This window comes from Pseudomonas sp. SH10-3B (genome assembly GCF_019891415.1).
In the GTDB taxonomy this organism is placed as follows: domain Bacteria; phylum Pseudomonadota; class Gammaproteobacteria; order Pseudomonadales; family Pseudomonadaceae; genus Aquipseudomonas.
The window spans coordinates 77656-101303 of record NZ_JAFLXD010000018.1; the positions used below are offsets into that span (position 1 = coordinate 77656).

Sequence of the window (23648 nt, forward strand, 5' to 3'; positions counted from 1 at the left end):
AGCCGCTCTGGAGCCATGCCTGATGTCGCCCAATACACACTTTACGCCGCTGATTCTGGCGGGCATTGCTTTACTGTGCGGCTTGTCGGTGGCCAATGTTTACTTTAACCAGGCGCTGCTGCCGGTCTTTGCAGGGGCCTTACACGCGGATGCAGGGCAAACCAGTTGGATCGCTACGGCATCGCAGATGGGGTATGCCCTGGGAATATTGCTGATCGTACCGTTGGGCGACAGGGTGGCGCCCTTGCGGCTCTGTCGCTTATTGCTGGTGTGGACGGCCGCCCTGTTACTGCTGGCCAGCCAGGCCACCCAGCTTTCAATGCTGGCAGGTGCCAGCTTCTTGCTCTGCATGGGCACCTGCATTCCCCAGGTGTTACTGCCCTACCTGGCCGGGCTGGCCACAGCCGGAGAACGCAGTCGTGTCATCGCCTGGGTGCAAACGGGACTGGTCACCGGCATCCTGCTGTCCCGCGCCATTGCCGGATGGTTGGCCGACCACCTCGGCTGGCAGTCGGTCTATTGGGTGGCAGCGGCTGCCATGCTTATGTGTGCGCTGGCACTGCCGATCATTCTGCCCCGACGCCAAGCGCCTGGAGTGCCGGTTGCCTACGGCAGATTATTGAGTTCGATGCTGCATCTGTTTTGGCATGAGCCGCTGCTGCGTTTGTCCTGCGCCCTGGGCGCAGCAGTGTTTGCGGCATTCAGTGCGTTCTGGTCGGTCATCGCATTTAAGCTGATGGCGTCGCCGTACAGCATGAATGCTGCCGATGTCGGGCTGTTCAGCTTATGGGGCGCTCTTGCCACATTGCTGACGCCCGCAGCCGGTAAGTTGTGTGAACGTTTCGGCACAGTCGCTATCAGCCTCACCTCTATTGTGCTCTGTAGCCTGAGCTTCGCTTTGTCGATGGCCTGGGCCAACACTTTTCTGGTGTTGCTGGCGTGCGCCAACCTGCTCAGCTTCGCCTTGCAGTTGGGGCAGGTGGCCAACCAGACGCGTATTTTTTCCCTCAGCCCGGACAGTCGCAGCCGTTTGAACACGGTGTATATGGTCTGCAATTTTTGTGGCGGTGCCTTCGGCAGTGCCATGGGAGGGTATCTCTGGCAGCGTTTCGGGTGGACCGGATGCGCCTTACTGGGATTGCTGTGCGCCGTATTAGCAATGGTCGCCTTGTTGGCGATACTTAGACCTCGCCCCAAACAACTTGCCACCGTTTAATCATTGAATGACTGAACGGCCACATTCGTAACTTGTTATCCACCTCCTGCACTGACTAGTTGTATTGGTTGTTCACAGTACAACTCGTTTCGTCCTGCCTGCTCCTTCCCTTTTACTCAATAAGTCATGTGTATTTCTGTCCGCCCGCCGAGGCGTGCGCGCAATGATTTATTTAGCACGATTGGACCTTGAACTTATAGTTCAGACAGTTGAGCCTAAAACGCTCAAATGCTTTGAAATACTCTGAAATACAATTGCCCGCAGCAAACAGATTTTTCGGAAAAATCAGGCAGGCTCCAACTTGGCAGAAAGGTCCGGGCGTTCGTTAGTTTCTGGGCTTCTTTTGATCTCTCAAACAAGGAGTCTTCGATGACTGTCATCGACTCTGAAAAAGTGTGTGTTTGTCCCCTTTGCCGGGGGCAGTGGTTTGTCTTTTGAAACCCTGCGGCGTGCGGTAAGCGCTCACATGCCGGTCGTGGGCGTTACTTATAAAAGTCGTTATCAAAAAGATCTAACGCAGGCCCCCGGTACTGTCGAGGCCATGGTGAACGAAGTCATTGCACTTATCGACGGCCTGGCGGCGCGTGAGGTCATTCTTTTTGGTTATAGCCTGGGTGCGATTGTTGCCTACGAAGTTGCTCGTCGCCAACATGAATTTGGACCACGACTGAGCAAGCTGGTAGTCGCAGCCTGTCGTGCTCCGCGCATTTTCAGTTGCGCGCAATTGACGCTTGACGGTTCTGAAGAGGAATTTATTCAAACACTTTCCAAGTTTGGTGCCGTTCCGGATTTCGTACTCCAGCACTCGGCGGCCAAGCACCGCATGCTGCCCTCTCTTATCAAGGACTTCCAGGCCGCCGCTTTATATCGTCACGTTGCCGGTGACCCGGTGGAGGTTCCCATGACGGTGCTGGGCGGCAGTAACGACCCTTTCGCACCGGTTGAGGACGTAATGGCCTGGGAGGAGCATAGCCAAAATTTTGCATGTATGGAGTTTTTTGAGGGAGATCATTTTTTCCTCACTCAGCATGTCACTGCCATTACAAAAACAATTATGGAGCCTGTCGGCTCAATAGCACGCCGGCCTGTTTCATCCCGATACCTGGATCTCAGCACGCATATAAGGTGAAAGAAATGGAAGAGCTCAGTGTCTCAAATAGCGTTTCTTCGTGCCCGTTTGCCGGACTTTCCTCGCTCAGCGCACAGCCGCAGGAACCACCCAGGCATTACATTGTGGTGGGGGACCGAATCAAAAGTCAGTGCAGCGATAATATGTTTATTTCGGTGACAGCCGCAGAAGAAATGGTCACCCGGCTTGATAGGGATGAATCACTAACCTTACATGTCGGCCAGGGTGTTACCGATGAGCAACTTAACACGTTATATGGATTCAAGAAGGTGCTGTCGCCGGCCTTGAATATCCTGCCGGAAGACCGCCGGACGCGTGCTTCTTCAACCGTCACCCATAAGTTGAAAAGTCATAATATTGCCATCTCTGCGCCTGGCGAAAATGGCAACGGTACTTACTCGGCCTCGCTGATGATAGATGATGCCAATGCCGAACTAAGCGATCACCTAACTGGCCAGCATGTGTCGGGCATGATGGTTATTGAGGCGGCGCGCCAGATGACCATCGCGGTTGCGGAAGCTTATTACGTCGCGCCTCAAGCGAAAGGCAAAGTCAACTTTGTTACCCACAAGATGGACGTCAACTATAGGGACTTCCTGTTACCGGTACACACGGAAATTCTCTGCATTCCGCTTGAATTACGTCGCTCGGGTGCTTCGAATTTTCGGTTTGGCTGCCGCCTTGAGTTCAAACAACAAGGCCAGTGCCAGGTTGAACTCGGTTTTGAATTGTCGGTGATTGACTCGCGCTACTTTCAACTCAAGGAAGCGCAACTTATTCATCAATTCGTCAAGCGTCTCGTCTGATCCACTTTGAGAGGAAGGAACCCTTATGAAAGAGCAAGTTCTCGGCATCATTTATAGCGCGATTGAAAATGAAAACCACAGTCTCGCCCAACCCATCAGCCTGGAAGAAGGCGAAAACACTGCCCTCTATGGGGTTGGCGGTGTCCTTGATTCGATGAGTCTGGTGTCCATCGTGATTGACGTCGAGCAGATGATCGAGGAGCAACTGGGGGTCAAGCTGACGCTGGTCAACGACAGTGCCATGTCCCCCAAGCGCAGCCCGTTTCAGTCGGTAAAAACCTTCGCCAACTACATTGTCGAGCTCAATGCACAGGTGTCTCATGCCCGATAACACGCCTGTCACGCTGATTACGGGAACGCGCAAGGGGATCGGCAGGCATCTTGTCGAACATTACCTTGCGCAAGGGCATCGGGTGATCGGCTGTAGCCGTTCATCCAGCGATCTGAGCCATCCGGCCTATCACCACTTTATCGCCGATGTGGCCGATGAACAGGCCATCAGCGAACTGATGAGGCATGTGCGCGGCACCTGCGGTCGGCTTGATCACCTGATCAACAATGCCGGGATCGCCAGCATGAATCACTCGTTGCTGACGCCCTACAAAACCGCGCAAAACATCATGCAAACCAACGTGCTGGGCACTTTCCTGCTCAGCCGGGAGGCGGCAAAGCTCATGCGTGCCGGACGGCAGGGACGCATTGTGAATTTTTCCACGGTGGCCAAGCCATTAAAGCTGGAAGGCGAAGCGCTGTACGCAGCGTCCAAAGCCGCCGTGGAAACCCTGACCTGCGTGATGGCCAAGGAACTCGCCAGCTTTGGCATCACCGTCAATGCCGTAGGCCCGACACCAATCGATACGGATCTGACGCGGGTCATACCCGCACAAAAAATGAAAGACCTGCTGGCGCAACAGTCGCTCAAGCGCTTTGGCACTTTCGACGATGTGACCAACGTGGCGGACTTTTTCCTGTCGCCGCGTAGCAATTTCATTACTGGCCAAGTCGTGTACCTCGGCGGCCTCTAACTCACGTGCTCTTGCAAAAGGACCTCACCATGAACCTGGACGCGATCAAGAAAGAACTGGCAGAACTTCTGGAACTGCGCGAGTCGGAACTGCAAGCCGATGTATTGCTGCAGCCGCTGAGCAATTGGGATTCATTGACCAAGGTCACGCTGCTGGGTGTATTGAATGACCAGTTCGGTTTCGCTTTGAGCCCTGCCGTGCTCGATGAGGTTGAAACCATGGGTGAGCTGTTCGACGCCATCCAGGCCGATGCGGTTGGCGCTCGCATCAGTGAACCCTCATGAGCCTGTCTATCGATGGGGTGTCGATCCGCGCACTGTCGGCGGCCATCCCTCAGGACGTGATGACCCTGGCCGATTTCGCCACGTTGTTCGGCGAAAAAGAGGTTCAGCGGATCGCCAAAAGCACCGGAATCCATCAGGTGCGGGTGGCCAATCGGTTGTCGACCGTGGATCTGTGCGCCGCTGCTGCCCGGACCTTGTTCGACGCGGCGGATATCGACCCCGCCAGCATCGATGGCCTGGTGCTTGTCACTCAAACGCCCGACAGCCTGATGCCCGCCAGTAGTGCACTCCTGGCTGATCGCTTGGGGTTGAAGAAAGCGCTTGCAGCCTTCGACCTCAATTTTGGCTGTTCCGGCTACGTCTATGGCCTGTTTCAAGCGGCCATGCTGATCAAGGCCGGCGGCTGCCGCCGAGTCATGGTGTGTACCGGCGATGTGATCAGCAAATTGCTCAACCCTGAGGACCGGCATGTGCGGTTGGTCTTTGGTGATGCCGCGACCTGCACGCTGCTGGAAAGCGGTGAGCAGGCACTCGGGTTTGCTTTCAATACCGATGGCGCCGGTGCGCAGTACCTCAACACTGCTCTGGATTACACGTCCAGCGTGACCAGCCGGGTACAGGCCAGTGGGCTGCATATGGACGGCGGCCAAGTGATGAACTTTGCCCTGGAAAAGGTACCGGCGGCGATCAACGCCTTCATTCGCGACCAGGGCATCGACCCTGAGCGTGTGCCGTTTTATCTGCTGCACCAGGCCAACAAATTCATGCTCGATTACCTGGCCAAAAAGCTCGGTGTTGCGCCGGCCAAAGTCCCCATTGAAGTGGCAGACGTGGGCAACACCGGCCCTTCGTCGATACCGCTGATGATCTGCAAGCGCCACGGCAGTGAAGACGTGCGCCAGGACAACCTGATTGCCTGTGGTTTTGGCGTCGGGTTGTCGATCGGCATTGCCCATTTATCGCTGCGCGATGCCCACATCATTGCGCCCGTAGAAGTACCTGCCCTCCCTAACTGACCTTACTTTCAAGGAAAGATGACCATGACAATCCAAGCAATCTGGTTCGACTTCGGCGGCGTGCTGTCGCCCTCCATAGATGAGCTGTACCGCGTCTACCAGCAAAATACTGGCATCAGCCGCAGCCAGATGGAGGCCGCCATGCATGCCGTGGCCAAGCCCCTGAACGTGCAATTCCAGGCGCCCATCGAGTTGGCAATGATGACTCAGGTCGAATGGGGACAGGGCATGAGCAAGGCATTGTCCGAGCTGTATCCGGGCATTGACCTGAGTCGTTGCGATTTTGATAACCACGGTGAGCAGTGGTTTTCCCCGCACAACGTCAACCAGCACATGTTCGAGCTGTTTCATGAGGTCAAAGCGGCCGGCCTGAAGGCGTGCATCCTCACCAATAACGTCGTGGAGTGGGAAACGCCTTGGCGGCGTATGGTGGGCCTGGATGATGTGGCTGACAGCATCGTCGATTCCTGCAAGGTAAAACTGCGCAAGCCTGACCCGAAGATCTTCGCGCTGGCGGCCGAGCAGATCGGCGTACCCGCTGACGCCTGCGTGCTGATCGACGATGTCGAAGAAAACTGCGACGCCGCGCGAGCCGCCGGTTGGCACGCCATTTTATTTGTCGACAGCCTTGAGACGCAGCAGGCTGTGCGGGCACTCATCGGCACGGAGCAACCCCGTGCACTGGCAGGTGCCCGATGAACATGCGTGTCCATCCCAGCGTGTTGGATATCCCCAACCTCGACGCCGCGCCCTATTACCAAACCGTGGGCTGGCAGGATCAATTGCCGCAAATCAGGTTGCCCAGCGGCCACGTCGCCACCCATCTGACCGGATACGCCGATTGCAAGGCGTTTCTGGCCGACCCGAGCATCAGTCGCACCCTATGTAACGTCGAAAACGGCCCGACCTTTCTCCCCGGCCCGACGCAGCCGGAGCTGTTGCTCAATCTGGACAACCCGGCGCACATGCGTTCGCGCGCGACCGTCGCGCGTGCGTTCAGCAAGCGTGGCCTGGAAAGCGTGCGCCAACACGTGACCACTATGACCGCCGACAGCATCGAGCAGATGCGCAGCGGTGTAACGCCGCCGGACTTGTTTGCCTCGGTGCTGGAGCGCCTGACTTCCTCGACGGTGTGTCACATTCTCGGCATCCCCGAAGAAGACCGGCAGTTGTTCCGGCCCTGGAGCCAAATGATCCAATCAGCACCGCCGGATGACATCGTCGGTATCGAAACGGCGGTCAACGCCAGCTTCGATTACATGATGGACTTCGTGCAGGGCCGCAGGCAGGCGCATCCGGACGGCTTCATTCGTCAATATGTCGACCAGCGCCACACCCTGGAAGACCCACTGAGCGATCGGGAGTTTGTAGGGGTTCTGTTGGGAATTCTGCTGGGGGGCGACCATAACGCTCTAAGCGTCATGACCAAGAGTCTCTATACGTTGCTGTGCGCGCCATCGCTGTGGCAGTACGTACGAGAGAAGCCCGATCAAGCGCCGCAGTTGATCGAAGAACTCATTCGGCTGATTCCCATCGGCAAGTTATCAGCGTTCCCCCGCATGACCACCCAAGCGCTGCACACCAGCCGCGGTGTGATCGCGGCGAACACTACGGTGTACGCCAACGTATTCCTCGCCAATCGCGACCCCAGCGTGTTCAACGCGCCGCTGCTGATCAACCCCGAGCGCCAGAATAAGGTCGCGCACATGCAGTTCGGCCACGGCATCCACAGCTGCATGGGGCCGGCGCTGGCACGCCTGGAAATCGCCACTGTGCTGTCCACCCTGGTACAGGCATTACCCAACCTGGAACTGGCCTGTGACCCGGCGTCGATCCGCTGGATCAACGGCACGGTATTGCGCCGCCCCGACGAACTGCCCGTGCGTTTTTGATGCTTTTTCAATAAGGGATAAGCCATGATCTTTAAACCGCTGATAAACGGATTTGCGCAGTTTTCGAACCAGATCGTTCTGAATGACCCTGAACAGTCCTACACCTACGCCCAACTGAGCGAAGAGATCAGTGCCCAACTGGATTGGCTGGCCGCCAATGGTGTGTCCAGGCAAGCGGTCGTATTCATGAGCGGCGATTTTTCGTTCGCGGGTATCGCGCTCTTTCTGGCGCTGTACCAGAACGGCCACATCATTGCGCTCAACACTGCTGAAAACCCGGCGGAAATTCAAAACAAGCAGGCAGCCGCAAACCCTGAGTTTGTGATCAATATCCAGACCCGCCAGATTCGCCCATGCATGCTTACTCAAGCGCCGGAAAACCCGATGATCGGCGAGCTTAAAAAGCAGGGGCACGCCGGCCTGATCCTGTTCAGCAGTGGCACCACCGGCACACCCAAGGCGATGCTGCATGACCTTGATCGACTGGTGGGCGAGTTTTCTGAAAAACGCTCTCGACGCCTCGATATCTTTCTGTTTTTGCTGTTTGACCATATCGGCGGCATCAATACGCTGTTGAACATATTGTCTATTGGCGGAACGGCAACGATTGCCGCCAGCAAAACCCCAGACACCGTTGCCCGGCTGATTGAAAAACATCGCATTACCGTGCTTCCGACCTCGCCGACATTCCTGAACCTGATGTTGATCAACCAGGTATTCGATACCTGCAACCTTAGTAGCCTGCGCATGATCACCTATGGCACGGAGCCGATGCCGGAGAGTTTGTTGCTCAAACTTCGCGAGCACCTGCCAAGGGTGAAGTTTTTGCAGACCTTCGGCACCAGCGAGACGGGTATCATCAACACCAGTTCGTTGTCGTCCGATAGCCTGTATATGCGCTTTCAGGAAGGCTCCAGTGAACACAAAGTCGTCGACGGCGAGCTCTGGCTGCGCAGTGCGACGCAAGTCATGGGCTACCTGAACCACTCGATGGACAGCTTCACCGAGGATGGCTGGTTCAAGACCGGCGACCTGGTGGAGGTCAATGCCGATGGCTACCTGAAGATCCTCGGCCGCAGCAAAGAGATCATTAACGTCGGTGGCGAGAAGGTTTACCCCGCAGAAGTGGAATCCGTGCTGCTACGCCATCCGCAGGTACGTGACTGCAAGGCGTACGGCGAGGCCAATGCCTTGACCGGGCAATTCGTTGCTGCGCACATCGTCCTCGATAGCGACTATGGAGACGCAACGGCGACCGTGCTGCGCGATATCCGGCAATTTGCCCGGCGACTGATGGATGCCTATAAGGTGCCGGTACGCTTGAAATCGGTAGAGGCGATCCAGTATTCGACGCGGTTCAAAAAGCTGTTGATTGACTGAGAAGTGGCGTGCCCTGAAGGCGCCATCAACCGCCTTCAGGGCTGCTCATCAGTTGCGCTTCACCTAGAAAATCAATGAATGCGCGGGTCTTGGGTGACAGCAAGCGGCTAGGTGACCAGACAATCCAGAAATCACCCTCCAGACTCAATTCCGGCAGCACCCTGATCAATTCCTGGCTGGCCAGGTATTCCTGAATGACGAAGTCAGGCAGGTAGGCGAGGCCCAGGCCATTGCGACACGCAGCGAGGACCGCTTCCACGCTGTTCATGACCATGGTGGTTTCCAGGCTGATCTTGACGGTATCGCCATTGACCTTCAGCCACCAGGGCTGGAGTTTTCCATTCGAAGGGAATTTATAGGCGATGCCTTTGTAATGCTGCAAGTCCTCGATGCTCTTTGCCATGCCGTAGCGCTGAAAATAATCGGGCGCTGCACACAAGACGAACCGGAACGTGCAGATTCTTTTTGCTGCAAGGCTGGAATCGGGCAGCTCGCCGCTTCGGATCACCGCATCAAAGGCTTCATCGACCACATCGACCAGCCGGTCGCTGAAATCCAGGTCCAGTTCGATTTCCGGATAGCGCTGATAAAACTCGCGCAACATGCCCGAGATCAGCCGATAGCCCACCGCTGGCAAACTGATTCGCAGACGCCCTCGAGGGCGGGTCTTGGAGTGGGAAAGCGCGGCCTCGGCATCCTGTAATTGCTGCAGCAAAGTGCGGCAACGACCAAAAAAGTCCAAGCCTTCGCTGGTCAGGCTGATTTGCCGGGTACTACGATGGAAAAGGCGCACGCCAATCCGCTCTTCAAGGCGGCTGACACTTTTCCCTACGGCAGAAGACGAGATACCCAGCGCTCTGCCCGCAAGGGTAAAACTTTGATTTTCTGCTGCCCGCACAAAAGCAATCAACCCGCTCAGATTATCCATATTCCGTGTCCGCAGGGGGGGGGGGGTGATAAAGGCAGAATTTTTGATGCTGCAAAAGTCGACGGGGCAAAAGGTAGGCACAGCTGCTTTTTTATTGGGCTTTGAGCAGCACTTTTCCCCGGATGTCGTCGACTTTTGAGTCTGACGTGGTGCCACATTCAGAGCAACTATTTTGTCGGTGGGTGCTGCGTAAGCATCTGGCTAACACACCTTCGATGCTGTTGTGTAAGCCGTAGATTTTCACGGCTTAGGGCTAACCTTTCCGAACTCCTGCGTAAAAAACAGTTTCCGGCCAGCCCTGCTTTCAAATGCTACATTCACGCTTTTCCTGGCAGGCCGTCTTCATGCACATCAATCCTGATCACTTCCTACAGACGGAGAATGGCCGCATTATTAATGCTGAGCTAAATAGACTGGCTTGGCAGAGAGCTCACCTTGCCCTATCAGAGGCTCTGCTAGTGACTCCCAAGCCGAGCGTGAATCGCTTATACAGGCTGCCAGGAAGCATGGGGTAGATGTGGTAGCTACTTGGTTCACTACTTCGCTGGAAGACTGTTTGGCACGTAATCAATTGCGCCCTGATGATGAGATGGTTCCTGAGAATGCCATTAGAAACGTTTTTAAAGCACTTCAGCCTCCACGCTTGAGCGAGGGTTTCACCGAAATTTTAGTCGTTGATGCACAGGCTAGCGCGAACGCTCATGCTTCGCCGGGCGTAGAAACAATTACTGCTCAGCAAAAGACACTTCATAAATGAACCGATAACTACAGGCGCCTTGACCTCAATCGAACTCCAGCCCTTGAGGGTGTCCTTCTTGGAAACTGAACGTCCAAGACAGGGTCCGTTTTTAGCCAAAAGCATCCTATCGAAATGAGTGCGGGTATTTCTCAGGCACAAAAAAAAGCCACTCATCTGAGTGGCTTTTTCTGAATCTTGGAGCGGGAAACGAGACTCGCACCTGGTGTCCGACCCATTGAAATCTAAAGGTTTTATTTTCTTTCCGATGCAGGAAATGACTTAATCCTGAACTTGTTTTTGAAGTGTTTCAAGGATTAAGAGGGAATTTATTCCAAGCTGAGGAATTCGCGCCTTCTGCCAATCACCAGAGATGAACCAGGTAACGTCGATGGGCAGATGATTTATTGGTGGGGCAAGCGCCCCCGCGAGGCTCTGAGGTCTTGGATGAACTGCCTGGCCGGATACTCAATGACCAAGGCTGGGCGCGTCAAACTCTGTCAGAAGCCATGAACATATAAACCAACCTGACGCTTACTTCCATCCGCCTCCCCGACAGGGCTTCCCGCACAGGGTACAGCACAGCAGCTCCTGCTTGGGTCGAAAGCCGGCAGAGTGCTCAGCTCAAGTGGCATAACCGAAATTTCGGGCGTCAAGACAGCTACTGGCATACGCTGCAGTTGTTCTGCCTTCCAGTCACCACCTTGATGCGTTAAGCGTATGAGCGCCCGGCGCAGCCTTGTGCGAATATGCCTTGAGTCGTCACAAGTCACATGATCTATTTCGACACGACAATTCGGAAGCGCATACTCATCAACGGGCAGGTTAGGAGTGACAATGGCAAAGGTCTTTTTTTCGTATTCTCACGATGACGAGCAATACCGTGATCAGTTAGAAAAACACCTGGCATCGTTACGCCATGAAAGGCTCATCGAGTCATGGCACGACAGGCGAATTCTGGCTGGACAGCATCTTGGAAATGAAATAGACCAACAAATCAATGCGGCCGACGTCATCCTGTTGCTCGTCAGCTCAAGCTTTCTCGATTCTCGCTACTGCTACTCCATCGAAATGGCACGAGCCTTGGAGCGAAATGCCGCAGGAGAAGCACAGATCATCCCAGTGATCGTCCGGCCCTGCGATTGGCATTCAACCCCGCTGGGCAATCTGCTCGCTGCACCCAAGGATGGCAAAGCCATCACAACGTGGCCGAATTACGACGAGGCCTACACCGATGTCGCGAGGCAGATCCGAGCTGTGGTGACACGCATGTCACCGTCAGTGACCTCGCCTACCCCGCTTGCCGTTCCAACTGCGCCCTATTTCTCAGCGTCGGTAGTTGCCTCCTCTCGCTCCAGCAACCTCGCCCTTAAAAAGACATTCAGTGAATTGGATGCTGATAGGTACTTGCAGGAATCGTTTGACTTCATCTCACGCTTTTTCGAAGGTTCGCTGCAGGAGCTGGAAGCTCGCAATGACGGGATCAGCTGTCAGTTTCGCCGCATCGACGGCAATACCTTCACCGGCGCGATCTATCGCCAGGGCAACAAAGCCAGCGAATGTTCCGTAACACTTGGCGGCATGGGCGGACGAAGTATTGAATTCTCCAGCAGTGCATCTGCTCGTGGTGGCTTTAACGAGATGCTTTCGGTGGATCATGATGATCAATCACTATTTCTTAAGTCACTGGGTATGGCTATGCATGTCTCACGCTCACAAAAACTGACTCAGGAAGGCGGTGCAGAACTGTTTTGGTCAATACTCATCGGACCGCTGCAGCGGTAACTTGCACACGAATTGGAGTGTGTGCACTGCATCAAAACACTCACGTTCAGTACGGGCTCCAGCGTGAGTTCGAACGTTAAACGCGTTAAAGGAAGCCCCGAAGCGATAATACAGCGTAGCTCGCCCTTAGTTCGTAGGCACCTCCAAGTCTCAAAGGCGAAAGATGCTTTTCCGGGCAACAGGCATTGCGCACGAGTCAACGCTGATCCCGGGGGTCGATACCCTTCCCGCCCAGCTCGTACGCCGACGGACTCTCGATCAAGTTGCATAAAGCACCCAGTGAAACAAGCGCCTAGTCAGAAGCGCTCTCTCAACACAACTTTTCGTAACAGCGCACTGGCAAATGGGCGCATTGAGCAATACCCTGCCCGTACCGCCCCAACGTTACGAGCTGAAACATGTCAGGGATTGCCATATTTGAAAGCCCACGTTGGCTACGAGATCTTCTCCGCTTCTTGCCGCTGAAGAGCCAATTCGTTCTGTCAGGAAACATCCGCGACCTGCAGGCCAGTGAAGTCGCGCCCGGCACGGTGACTGCGCAGAGCTTCAACCAAACTCTCTGTAATGCCTTGCTCGATGCCGGCTACACCCAGGTCATCGCCTGGGATCCCGTGTCCGGTTTCCGGGCAGTCGACAAACCCGGCTCCGCCCCTGAAGCCGGCCAGACGTTGCTTCAGGAACTTGGCCTGACGCCGGTAAATGGCGCAGCACCCGCAGGTATCGATCTGCTGGGCGCCACCCTACCACGGCTGGTGGGTCGTGCTGGCGAACCTATCGCGCTGATCATCGATTTCGCATCACGCCTAGTGGTTCGCAACGACTCCCTCAGCGCTGCTGAACACCAGCTCTTCACCCAGGCCCTGGTGCAATCCCATCAGGCTCGCAGCCGTCCGGCCACAGAGTTGCGCAAACCGTTCTTCAACACCGTGCTATGGCTGGTGGAAAAAGAAGGCGATTTGCCCGACTGGTTGCTAGTCGATAACCCGCGCCTGCGTCACATTCCCGTGTCCAAACCCGATCAATTGTCCCGCCGTGCATTGGCACCAGCATTGCTCAAAGGGCTCAGTGGCAGCCAGGGCGCCAGCGAAGTGGTCATGCATCAGGCTGTGGAAGCCTTCGTTCAGAACACTGAGGGATTGCTGCTGCTTGATCTCAGCGCCATTGCGCAGCTGGCGCGGGTCGAGGGTGTAGCCATGGAGCAGATTGCCGATGCGGTGCGCCGCTACAAGATCGGTGTCACCGAGGACCCGTGGCTGAAGATCGACCGTCAGCGTATACGGCATGCGGATGCGCTCGTCCACCAGCGAGTCAAAGGCCAGGAGCATGCAGTGACGCACATGCTCGACATCGTCAAGCGTGCGATGACAGGCGTCGGCGCCAGTCGCAAGGGCAACCGTCCACGGGGCGTTGCCTTTCTCGCGGGGCCGACCGGCGTGGGCAAGACCGAACTCGCCAAAACTATTACCAGCCTGCTGTTCGGCGACGAAAGTGCATATATCCGCTTCGACATGTCGGAGTTCAGCACCGAACATGCCGATCAACGACTTATTGGCGCACCGCCCGGCTACGTCGGCTATGACGTCGGCGGTGAACTGACCAATGCGATCCGCGAAAAGCCGTTCAGCGTGGTGTTATTCGATGAAATCGAAAAAGCCCACCCACGGATTCTCGACAAGTTCCTGCAGATCCTCGACGACGGAGTGCTGACTTCAGGCCGCGGTGATCGGGTGTACTTTTCGGAGGCCCTGATCGTGTTCACTTCCAACCTGGGGATCTATCGCCAGGGCGACAATGGCGAACGCGTTGCCAACGTCCTGCCGGGCGAAGCCTTCGACCAAGTCCAGGACAAGGTGAGCAGCGAGATCGACCGGTATTTCAAGCTGGTGCTCAACCGACCGGAAATCCTCAATCGAATCGGCGAGAACATCATCGTCTTCGACTTTATTCGAGAAGGCGTTGCCGTGCAGATCTTCGAACAGATGGTCAACGCCACCTTCGACGACCTTCAAGGACAGAACCTGTTTATCGAATTGGCCCCCCAGGCACGCCAGACACTGCACGACCTCTGTCTGCAGGACCTGTCCAACGGTGGCCGGGGCATTCGTAACCAGTTAGAGGCACGCCTGCTCAATCCCCTGTCGCGGGCACTGTTCGATCAGGACGCGCAACCGGGCGAGCACTTCACGATCACCGAGTTGGACATCACCGGACTGAAAATGGAACGCCGCTGAACATGGACCTTAGCCTGTCGCGCATGCATTTTCCGGTCACTACCCTCGGCCCGGGGCGGCGTATTGGTATCTGGTTCCAAGGCTGTAGCATCCGCTGTCCAGGCTGCATCTCTGCCGATACTTGGGGCACCGGGCACCGACGATTGTCGCTGGAAAAACTGCTTGAACATATAACCCCCTGGCTGCACGAGGCCGAAGGAATCACCATTTCCGGAGGGGAACCGTTCGACCAATTCGCCGCCCTGCGATCACTGCTCGAAGGCCTGCGTCGGCTCAGCGAACTCGACATCCTGGTCTATAGTGGCTACTCCCTGGAGCAACTCGACGAGCCGTTGTTCCAGACCGAGGGCTTGATAGATGCCTTGATCAGCGACCCCTATATCGAAGCACTCAGTCAGACCATGGCCTTGCGCGGCAGTGACAATCAACGCCTGAGTCTGCTCACGCCGCTGGGCCGGGCACGCTTGGGTCATTACGAACGCCTGCTCGAACCCACCGACAAGGCACTCGATTTGATGTTTGACGAAAGTGGCAGCGTCTGGATGGCCGGCATCCCACGACGTGACGACCTATTGCGCTTACGTGATCTGCTGCATGAACAAGGCCATCATTTACAGATCAGCGCACACGCGTCGCGACGCCGCTGAGTGGAGCAACCCTCATGATACGTTTCTGCCCCAACTGCAAAACCGAACGCGCCCTCCAGGAAATGTTCTGCGAAGGGCTCATTCAGGAACGACCCTGCGGCTGGGACCTCGCTGGCGAACCCATTCATGCCGCCGGTTGGCGGCCGCAAGCTGTCGTCACTGAGGAGCCCCTCCCGCAGGTCAGCCCGACTCAGGGGAATGCCCCTGATCTGCTCTGCGAAAATGGTCACCCGATGGTCGATGGCGACCTGATGTGCCTTGAATGTGGCAGCTCACCTGCGCAAGCAACGTACGAAGCCCAGCAAGACAGCAGCGAACCAGAGGCCCCCACCCAGACCCTGATCGATGGCTGGCGCCTGATCCGTCAGATCAGCATCACCGACGGTGTGCGAGAACGATACCTCGCCGAGCACGAGGAAACCGCACAACAGGCGGTCCTGACCCTGTATCGACCCGGCGCCGAACCGGACCCGGCGATCTATGATGTGATCCGTCGACTGCCACGCGAACACGTACCCGAAATCATTGCCACCGGCCGCTGGGATGACCGTGCCTTTGAGGTCATTGAAGAACTCACCGGCGGGACCCTGGCAGAACTTGGCAGCGTAATTCGTGACAGCGCCAGCGTGCACCATGTGGTCAACGAACTGGGCCTCGCGCTGCATGCTTTCAACGAGGCCGGCCTGCGCCATCGTGACCTGCGCCCAGCCAGCCTGCTGGTACGTTCCCGCGAACCGCTGGACCTGGTCATCAGCGGCTTCGGCTCGGCACGCCTGTCCGAGTTCGACCTGGACATCGTGTCGCCACTGGAAACCAGCCGTTACATGGCGCCCGAAGCCATCGCGGGCGGCGTTGCGGCTGCCTCGGACTGGTGGAGCCTGGGTATGATCCTGCTTGAGCAACTGACCCAGGGCGCCTGCTTCGACGGCATCAACGCCAATGCATTTCTTATTCACGTGCTGGCCAACGGAGTACCGATCCCCGACGACCTCGACCCGCGCCTGAACCTGCTGCTGCGAGGTCTGCTGGCACGCGACCGTCATCAGCGCTGGCAATGGCAGCAGGTCGAAGGCTGGCTCAACGGAATTGCGGTCGAGGCTCCGGCCTCTTCCGTCCAGCAAACGGACGACGGTGAAGGCGCCACCCTACTGCTGGGCGATCGCCGCTTCCACAAGCCCGGCGTATTCGCCCTGGCGGCAGCCCAGGCGGATAATTGGCAACAGGCTCTGGACCATTTGCTGCGCGGTGTGATCGTGACCTGGGCCGAGCAGGTCAGTCTCGCCCCTTCTGTGGTCGCCGGCTTGCGTCAGGTCGTTCAGCACGAAGGGATTGAGGACGACTTCCGTCTAATGCTGGCGCTGAGAATCCTGAATTCGGAAATCCCGTTGATTCATCGTGGCGACATCGTCACACCAGGATGGCTACTGGAGCACCCACTGGAAGGCTATCGCCTGATCAGCGGGTCGGTCCCGGACCTGCTTGAGCAATTGCAGACCGACAACTGGCTGTCGCGTCTCAAGTCTCGCGCCGAAAACGTACGTCAGCGTGCCCTGCACCAACACATCGAGTTGGTCGAAGAGCAACTGCGGATATTCCTGCTATCGACCTCGCGAGCCAAGCTGTCCACGCAATGGCAAGAGCGCCAACGCCTGTTTCCAGACACCGACCATTCGGGACTGAGCTCTCTGTCGGAGCGCCGGGTGATCGCCGAAGAAGACCTGATCGTGCTGCTCAGCGCGGCGATCAGTCAGTTCCGTTCGGGGGCCTCAATCGTAGAGGCCGCCGCCGAGCTGGCCAGGGCTGCCGATGTCGGTTGGTTCGACTCCGAAGCGGCAACCCGACTGCTGTTGCATTCACGACTTGAGCTGTACCGAAGTGTCGATGAGCGCATCCAAGGCTTTGCCCGTTGTGGCGTGCCGGTAGTGGACGAGTGGGCCGAGCAGTTCCGCCTGGAGCGACGTATGCCGTTGGCTCAGGCACTGGTGTTGCTGGCGATTCCGTCCAGTCATTGGCTGGAACCACAGAAACAGCAGTACGTCTCACAGATCCTCGACTTCTTCGAGAAGAAGGTGGTGACCGCAGTGATGCGCGGGCCACTGGTGCGTATGAGCATCGGCAAGACCACCGCACGGGTCGACATCAGTGAACTGAACAGCGAGCGCAGTCCGGCCGCGGCTTTGCTCGATCACCTGCTGCAACGTAATGCCCGGGCAGTGAACCTAGACCCAGAGAGTTTTCAGCTCAACGGCCAGCTGGAATCGCGCCTGCATGCCCTGTACCGGCAAAGCGCGCTGTACAAACGCGACACCGGCATCGACGGCCTGTACCTGGGCTTCCCTTTCCTGCTCAATCGCGACCCTCGCGGCACCACGCGTACGCGTATTATCCCGCTGCTGCTGTGGCCGGTGAAGCTGCTACTGGAGCTGGGCTCTCGTGGTCACGCCGCCTTGGCGTTCGACAGTGAGCGCGAGGAAGTGCGGCTCAACCCCGCGCTGGAAAGCGTGCTCGGCGCCGAAACATGCAAACGCTGGCGCAAGACCGCCGATGAACTGCTGGGCCGCTCGTCAATTCGTGCGGCGGATGTGATGGATGCCTTCGGCATGCTCGCCACCATTCGCTCACGCGCCCTTGGCAACCTGCCCGCCAGCACCGTGGAGATCGCGCCCTACCAAGACGAGCTGGACTGCGCGGCGGTGCTGTTTCACGTGACCTTCATGGGGCAAGCCATCGGAGAAGACCTGCGCCAACTGAAAACTCTGTCCCCCGCCGGTACCGGTCTGGAAACGGCGTTGCGCCTCAAGACTGCCGACGAAACCGGGCCCGAGGCACCGCCAGGCGAGCTGCAACGCTACTTCACCGTGGCCAGCGATCCCTCCCAGGAAGCGGCCGTGATCCAGGCCCGACAAAGCCCGGGACTGCTGGTCGAGGGACCGCCCGGAACCGGCAAGAGCCAGACCATCGTCAATATGGTCGCCGACGCCATCGGCCGCCAGCGCAGCTTGCTTATCGTCTGCCAGAAGCATGCGGCGCTTGAAGTGGTGTACAAACGCCTGGTCGCCGAAGGCCTTGGCCAACGCATCGTCATGCTCAATGACGTCAACCGCGACCGAGAACCCGTCATCCGCGGTATTCGAGAACAACTGGAAAGCCTGTTCACGAACGGCAGCCAGGCGCAGGGCTGGCAGCGCCAGCGCGAACAGGTCGCGGCTCGCATCGAGGCCCTGGAGGGTGAGCTCGACCGCTTCCACCAAAGCCTGCATCGCCTGGATGAAAATACCGGCCTCAGTTATCGCAGGCTGCTCGGCGAGCTGATTGAATTGGAATCCGGCCCTGCCCCGCTCGAGTTTCCGGCCCTGCGCCAACGCCTGGCCTCCCTGGACCTCGCTAGCCTGACCCGCTTGGAAGAAAGCTGCGCCCCTCTGATTCGCCTGTGGTTGCCCGCACGCTACGAAGGCAGTCCATTGGCCCAGTTACAGTCGTTCGCCGCCGACCGGGCGACTTTGCAGACCTTCACCGACAATCTGCGCAGTTTCACTCAGGCCGAAAACAACCGTCAGGCCACGTTGCAAGCACACCCCGCCAGCTTCGAGATCGACGACCCCACGCCGTACCGCCACTGGATGACGACCCATGTCACGACCCTGCTCGGTCTGAAGCAAGAGCAACGTCTGCGTCTTGCGCGCTGGCTGCCGCTATTCCGTAGTCGCGAAGAGGGCCTGCTCCCACGGGGCGAGTCGATTCTCGGTGAACTGCAGCAACTGGATCAGCAACTCGGCCAACTGGATCAGGACCACTACGTCCCCGCCTTGTCACCGGCACTCTGCCTGCTCGAAAACAAGGTCCTCAGGCATCTGGATCAAGACTGTACCAAGGTTATGGCTGCCCGATCCTGGTTGGCGAACATCAATCCGCTGCACCTACTGCGGCGCAAGCGACTGCGCAACTTCCTTCAGGGCCAGGGGGAAAGCCGTGTTATTGAAGCACTACCAACCCTACAGGCAGCCATACACCTTGAAAGCCAGTGGCGACCATTGCGCGCCGAGCTGAGTACCCTGCACCAGGCGTTGGAACTGGAAGCCGTGAGTAAGCAGGCCTGCCTGGAATTGATCAGCTTCGTGAAAAGCGACATCCGCCACCTGCTGGAAATCCAGGCACTGGCGCTGGCCTTGGCGCAATCGCCTCGCTCCCGGCAGGCCGACGAGGCGGCCCTCGCTGGTGACAAACAGCACCTCGAGGCGCTGCTCAGCGATCTTGATGCTTCGCTCATGCGCCATGGCGTACGCCAATCCAGCCTCGAACAACTCAAGACTCTCAGCGACTGGCTGGGGGATGAGTTGGTGCGACAACTGCAGCACGCCGTCGAACACAACCTGAGCAATCAACTGAGCCTTGATCGTCTGCATGAGGCACTGCCCTTCCTGGCAGCCTATCAATCATTCCGCGGGCGCGCCGGTCAGTTGACGACAGCCGACCTAGAATTGCTCGCACTGCTGCGCCAACGCCAGGAGCAGTTGGACAGCATTGCACCCGAGCAACTTGAAGCCGAAGTGCGGCGCCTACTCAACCGCGAAGCCCGACTGGGCTGGAAACACCGCGTAGAGCAAACCAATCCCGAACTGCTGCTCAGCCAGGACGAAGCCCGCGCCAAAGTCGGCAGCCTCGCGCAAGCCGACGCACAGATGCGGCTGCTCAATCGTGAGCTGCTGGCCAAAGGCATCAACCTCGATAACCTGGGCAATCGCAAACAATGGGAGGATGTTACCCGCCTGACTGGCAAACGCTCGCGGCGCCTGCGTGAATTCATCGAACTGGGTAGTAACCTCGGTTTGATGAGCCTGCGTCCGGTGTGGCTGATGAACCCGGACGTCGCCAGTCGTGTACTGCCGCTCAAGGCAGGCCTGTTCGATACTGTCATCTATGACGAAGCCTCGCAGATGCCGGTTGAGTTCGCCCTGCCGACCCTGTTCCGCGGTCAGGTCACTGTTGTCAGCGGCGATGAGAAGCAAATGCCGCCGACGGCATTCTTTTCCAGTCGCATCGAAAGCGACGAAGCCGAAGTGTTTGACGGCGACGAACCTGATGAAGACGCGGATGAGGAACAGCGCGAAGCGTTCGAAGACACTTGGAACCGTCGTGAGATCAAGGATTGCCCCGACCTGCTGCAACTCGCGCGCAACGCCCTGCCCAGCACCACATTGCAGATCCACTACCGTTCGGCCTACCGTGAACTGATCGGCTTTTCCAATGCCTCGTTCTATGGCAATCGCCTGAACGTTCCGGTCCGTCACCCGCAGGCGAACATCCAGCGCATTAAGCCGCTGGAGCTGATCCAGGTCGGCGGGCTGTATCAGAACCAGAGTAATGCCCAGGAAGCCGAACGGGTCGTCGAGTACCTGAGCGAATTGTGGCAGAAGCCCTACGACCAGCGCCCTTCGGTAGGTGTCGTCACCTTCAACCGCAAGCAGGCTGACCTCATCGAGGAGCACTTGGAGCAGCGTGCAGAGCAGGATGAACTGTTCCGCGCCGCCTACGCCCAGGAGCGCGAGCGCAGCGAAGACGGCGAGGACATGTCGGTGTTCGTCAAGAACGTGGAGAACGTGCAGGGGGATGAACGCGACATCATCGTCTTCTCCTCCACCTTCGGGCGCAACAGCCAAGGCACATTCCGCCGTAGCTTCGGCGTACTGGGGCAGACGGGGGGCGAACGACGCCTGAACGTGGCGGTGACCCGCGCGCGGCGCAAGGTGGTGATGATCACGTCGATGCCAATCGCCGATATCTCGGACATGCTAAACACGCACCGCGCCCCCAACAGCCCGAGAGACTATCTGCAAGGCTATCTGGAATATGCTCGCGCGCTCTCCTCGGGCGAGTTCAGCAACAGCACCAAGTTGCTGGAGCGCCTGCAGACCGACCGCAGCAGCAGCCAGCGTCGTGAGCAAGGTCAGCAAAGTGATGGTTTTGTCAGGCTGGTCGGTGAATTCATTCATTCCCTGGGATGGCAGGCGGCTCCCGCCAGTGAAGGCGACGCTTTCGGGCTCGATTTCGCCATCGAGAATCCAGACACGGGCCTGTACGCAATAGGCATCGAGTGCGATGCGCCTTGCCATAATCTGTTGGAACGTGCCCGCGCCCGGGAAATTTGGCGCCCGTCCGTGCTGCACCGCGCCATCCCGCACATCCATCGTGTGTCGTCGCAAGCCTGGTATCACAGCGGCGACAGCGAACGCTCACGACTGCGTGAAGCAATCAAACACGCCATGCAAGTCGAGCAGCCGCTGCAACCCAGCCCTACTTCAGTTGATACGGAAATCTGCCAATGAGTGGTCCCAAGGTCGTTCGCATTGTTACCCGCGAAGAAATCATCGCCATTTGTGAAGGCCACCTGCAACGCCTGGAGCGCGCTGTCAATCGCTGGCAAACACAGGCCACAAGGCTTGGTGAGCTCAGTGAACACGAGCGCTCCGCCTCCCTGGAGCGACACGCTCGCCTTCGCGCTCTGCTGGCAGAAGACCAATTGGCGGAACTGCAGAAGGCCGTACCAGTGGAAATCGAGCACCTGCGCCGTGATCTGGAGAACCGCGAAGAACGCGCGATCATTCGTGCCGCCGAGCGACGCCAACGCGACCGACGCGTCCAGGAAAACGCAAAAACCCTGCTTGACGCTTTGCAAACCAACCCCGAAAGCGTCGATCAAGCCTTGCTGGAGCCCCTCTCACGATTGGCCAGCGGCGCCAGTCGTGAAGATGCCGAACGTCTGCTGGCCGAGGGTTTCGCCCACTTGAGCAAGGCAAACGAGGAGCCAACCCTGAGCGATACCCAACGCGCCCTGGCGCAGCAACTCAAGGTCGACGAACCCGAGGTTTCGCTGCGCGAATGGATTGCGGCCCGGGAACCGGATGCAACGCGCGACGTACGGCTGCTACGCATTGACCGCCACATCGTGGAGCTGCAACTGTTGCAAGGCCCTGAATGTGCCGCGCCGTTCCTCTTGGCACTGGAAAGAGCTGAAACGGAAACCGATGCTAAGCGACGCAACCTGCTGCTTGACAGCCTAGTACTCGACCTCGCCGCGTCCACCCGAAACTTCCGACGCCAACGCGAGTGTCTCGAACAACTGCAGGATCTGGCCAGCGAAGTCAAAACCTACACAGGCATCGAACACGCGACCCTGCTCGATCATATTGGCGCTTTTACAACCGACACCGAGCTTTCGATAACTACCGGACTGATCGAGCAGTGTAAAGCGCTTATCGCTTCCCACTTACAGGACCAGGCCGCCCTCGCCCGCCGCGAAGCCGTGCTCAGCGGCTTGGCCAGCCTCGGCTACGAAGTGCGCGAAGGCATGGCGACTGCCTGGGCAGAAACCGGCAAGGTCGTACTGCGCAAAGCCGCTACCCCCGGTTATGGAGTGGAAGTGGGTGGAAAAGCCGACAATGGCCGCCTGCAGGTTCGCGCTGTAGCCCTCAGCAGCGATCGCGATAGGGCACGGGATCGCGACATTGAAACCATCTGGTGCGGCGAATTCCAGCGACTGCAGGACTTATTGAAAGACAAAGGCAGCGAGTTACTCATCGAGCGTGCGCTTTCGGTAGGCGAAGTCCCACTTAAAGAAACGAATATTTCCGAGCCGGGCGTAGAAACAATTACTGCTCAGCAAAAGACACTTCATAAATGAACCGATAACTACAGGCGCCTTGACCTCAATCGAACTCCAGCCCTTGAGGGTGTCCTTCTTGGAAACTGAACGTCCAAGACAGGGTCCGTTTTTAGCCAAAAGCATCCTATCGAAATGAGTGCGGGTATTTCTCAGGCACAAAAAAAAGCCACTCATCTGAGTGGCTTTTTCTGAATCTTGGAGCGGGAAACGAGACTCGAACTCGCGACCCCGACCTTGGCAAGGTCGTGCTCTACCAACTGAGCTATTCCCGCTTGGTGATGCGCATTCTATAGAATCCTCAGCACCCGTCAACCCCTTGATTCAAAAAAGTTTTATTTCTTTTCAACGGTGGTGCGCAGATGCGGCCAGGCGGCGCGCAGATATTGGAGCATCGACCACAGGGTCAGGCCTGCGGCGATCAGCAGCAAGGCGTAGCCAGTGAGGACCCAGAACGAGAAGTCCGATGGGTTGGCCAGCAGGATGACCAGCGCAAGCATTTGCGCGGCGGTCTTCCATTTACCCATGTTAGACACGGCCACGTGGGCACGGGCGCCGATTTCGGCCATCCATTCGCGCAGGGCCGAGACGACGATCTCGCGACCGATGATCACCGCTGCCGGCAGGGTCAGCCACAGGTTGCCATGTTCCTGCACCAGCAAAACCAGGGCCACGGCCACCATCAGTTTGTCAGCCACGGGGTCTAGGAACGCGCCGAAGGGCGTGCTCTGTTCCAGGCGACGAGCCAGGTAGCCGTCGAGCCAGTCGGTGGCGGCCGCGAAGGCAAACACTGAACTGGAGGCCAAATAACTCCATTCGTACGGTAAATAGAACAACAAAATGAAAATCGGGATAAGCAGGACGCGTAGAACGGTAATCAGATTAGGGATATTCATCGGCACAACTGGCTACGAGG

At 57.6% G+C, this 23648-nt stretch carries 18 protein-coding genes and 1 tRNA gene; 16 read left to right on the forward strand and 3 right to left on the reverse strand.

Going from position 1 to position 23648, the window contains the following annotated elements; all coding sequences use genetic code 11:
- Positions 1–22: 22 nt before the first annotated feature.
- The 10 genes from J1G35_RS15550 to J1G35_RS15595 all read left to right on the forward strand — a co-directional run bounded on the left by J1G35_RS15550 (position 23) and on the right by J1G35_RS15595 (position 8748).
- Positions 23–1216: an MFS transporter gene (locus J1G35_RS15550; protein WP_223015375.1), complete on the forward strand. Its 1194-nt coding sequence runs from the start codon at positions 23–25 to the stop codon at positions 1214–1216.
- Positions 1217–1613: 397 nt separating this feature from the next.
- Positions 1614–2345, forward strand: coding sequence for an alpha/beta fold hydrolase (locus J1G35_RS15555; RefSeq protein ID WP_347709455.1), 732 nt, complete (start codon positions 1614–1616; stop codon positions 2343–2345).
- 5 nt (positions 2346–2350) lie between these two features.
- Positions 2351–3151: an AfsA-related hotdog domain-containing protein gene (locus J1G35_RS15560; RefSeq protein WP_053139817.1), complete on the forward strand. Its 801-nt coding sequence runs from the start codon at positions 2351–2353 to the stop codon at positions 3149–3151.
- Positions 3152–3176: 25 nt separating this feature from the next.
- A complete protein-coding gene (locus J1G35_RS15565; protein ID WP_053139819.1) occupies positions 3177–3482 on the forward strand; it encodes a hypothetical protein in 306 nt (101 codons plus the stop codon).
- Positions 3472–4176, forward strand: a complete 705-nt coding sequence (locus J1G35_RS15570; RefSeq protein ID WP_223015377.1) for an SDR family oxidoreductase — start codon at positions 3472–3474, stop codon at positions 4174–4176. The genes J1G35_RS15565 and J1G35_RS15570 overlap by 11 nt, the downstream gene beginning before the upstream one ends.
- Positions 4177–4205: 29 nt before the next feature.
- Entirely contained in the window at positions 4206–4460 is a 255-nt protein-coding gene (locus J1G35_RS15575; RefSeq protein ID WP_053139823.1) for a phosphopantetheine-binding protein, read from the forward strand.
- Positions 4457–5476, forward strand: coding sequence for a ketoacyl-ACP synthase III (locus J1G35_RS15580; RefSeq protein WP_223015378.1), 1020 nt, complete (start codon positions 4457–4459; stop codon positions 5474–5476). Before J1G35_RS15575 ends, J1G35_RS15580 begins: the two co-directional genes overlap by 4 nt.
- A 24-nt stretch (positions 5477–5500) precedes the next feature.
- The gene (locus J1G35_RS15585) at positions 5501–6175 is read left to right on the forward strand and encodes an HAD family phosphatase (protein ID WP_053139828.1); all 675 of its coding nucleotides are present in this window, start codon (positions 5501–5503) and stop codon (positions 6173–6175) included.
- Positions 6176–6177: 2 nt separating this feature from the next.
- The gene (locus tag J1G35_RS15590) at positions 6178–7368 is read left to right on the forward strand and encodes a cytochrome P450 (protein ID WP_223015379.1); all 1191 of its coding nucleotides are present in this window, start codon (positions 6178–6180) and stop codon (positions 7366–7368) included.
- Positions 7369–7392: 24 nt separating this feature from the next.
- On the forward strand, positions 7393–8748 hold the full coding sequence (locus J1G35_RS15595; protein ID WP_223015380.1) for a fatty acid--CoA ligase family protein: 1356 nt from the start codon (positions 7393–7395) through the stop codon (positions 8746–8748).
- A 25-nt stretch (positions 8749–8773) separates the two neighbouring features.
- Here the strand turns inward: J1G35_RS15595 and J1G35_RS15600 are convergent, their stop codons facing one another.
- Positions 8774–9676: a LysR family transcriptional regulator gene (locus J1G35_RS15600; protein ID WP_053139834.1), complete on the reverse strand. Its 903-nt coding sequence runs from the start codon at positions 9674–9676 to the stop codon at positions 8774–8776.
- A gap of 517 nt (positions 9677–10193) precedes the next feature.
- On the opposite strand from J1G35_RS15600, the gene J1G35_RS15605 reads away from it, so the two are divergent.
- The 6 genes from J1G35_RS15605 to J1G35_RS15630 all read left to right on the forward strand — a co-directional run bounded on the left by J1G35_RS15605 (position 10194) and on the right by J1G35_RS15630 (position 22753).
- The gene (locus tag J1G35_RS15605) at positions 10194–10433 is read left to right on the forward strand and encodes a hypothetical protein (protein WP_347709456.1); all 240 of its coding nucleotides are present in this window, start codon (positions 10194–10196) and stop codon (positions 10431–10433) included.
- 816 nt (positions 10434–11249) lie between these two features.
- Positions 11250–12197, forward strand: coding sequence for a toll/interleukin-1 receptor domain-containing protein (locus J1G35_RS15610; RefSeq protein ID WP_223015381.1), 948 nt, complete (start codon positions 11250–11252; stop codon positions 12195–12197).
- Between the two features lie 398 nt (positions 12198–12595).
- A complete protein-coding gene (locus tag J1G35_RS15615) occupies positions 12596–14428 on the forward strand; it encodes an AAA family ATPase (protein ID WP_223015382.1) in 1833 nt (610 codons plus the stop codon).
- A gap of 2 nt (positions 14429–14430) precedes the next feature.
- Positions 14431–15075 (forward strand): 4Fe-4S single cluster domain-containing protein, encoded by a 645-nt coding sequence (locus J1G35_RS15620; RefSeq protein WP_223015383.1) that lies wholly within the window; start codon positions 14431–14433, stop codon positions 15073–15075.
- A gap of 14 nt (positions 15076–15089) precedes the next feature.
- The gene (locus J1G35_RS15625; protein ID WP_223015384.1) at positions 15090–21398 is read left to right on the forward strand and encodes an AAA domain-containing protein; all 6309 of its coding nucleotides are present in this window, start codon (positions 15090–15092) and stop codon (positions 21396–21398) included.
- Entirely contained in the window at positions 21395–22753 is a 1359-nt protein-coding gene (locus J1G35_RS15630; RefSeq protein WP_262417304.1) for a hypothetical protein, read from the forward strand. The genes J1G35_RS15625 and J1G35_RS15630 overlap by 4 nt, the downstream gene beginning before the upstream one ends.
- A gap of 178 nt (positions 22754–22931) precedes the next feature.
- Here the strand turns inward: J1G35_RS15630 and J1G35_RS15635 are convergent.
- Positions 22932–23007 (reverse strand) — tRNA-Gly (locus J1G35_RS15635).
- A gap of 60 nt (positions 23008–23067) precedes the next feature.
- Positions 23068–23628 carry a CDP-diacylglycerol--glycerol-3-phosphate 3-phosphatidyltransferase gene (pgsA, locus tag J1G35_RS15640; RefSeq protein WP_027603207.1) on the reverse strand — a complete coding sequence of 187 codons (561 nt, stop codon included), beginning with the start codon at positions 23626–23628 and terminating at the stop codon, positions 23068–23070.
- Between the last annotated feature and the right edge of the window lie 20 nt (positions 23629–23648).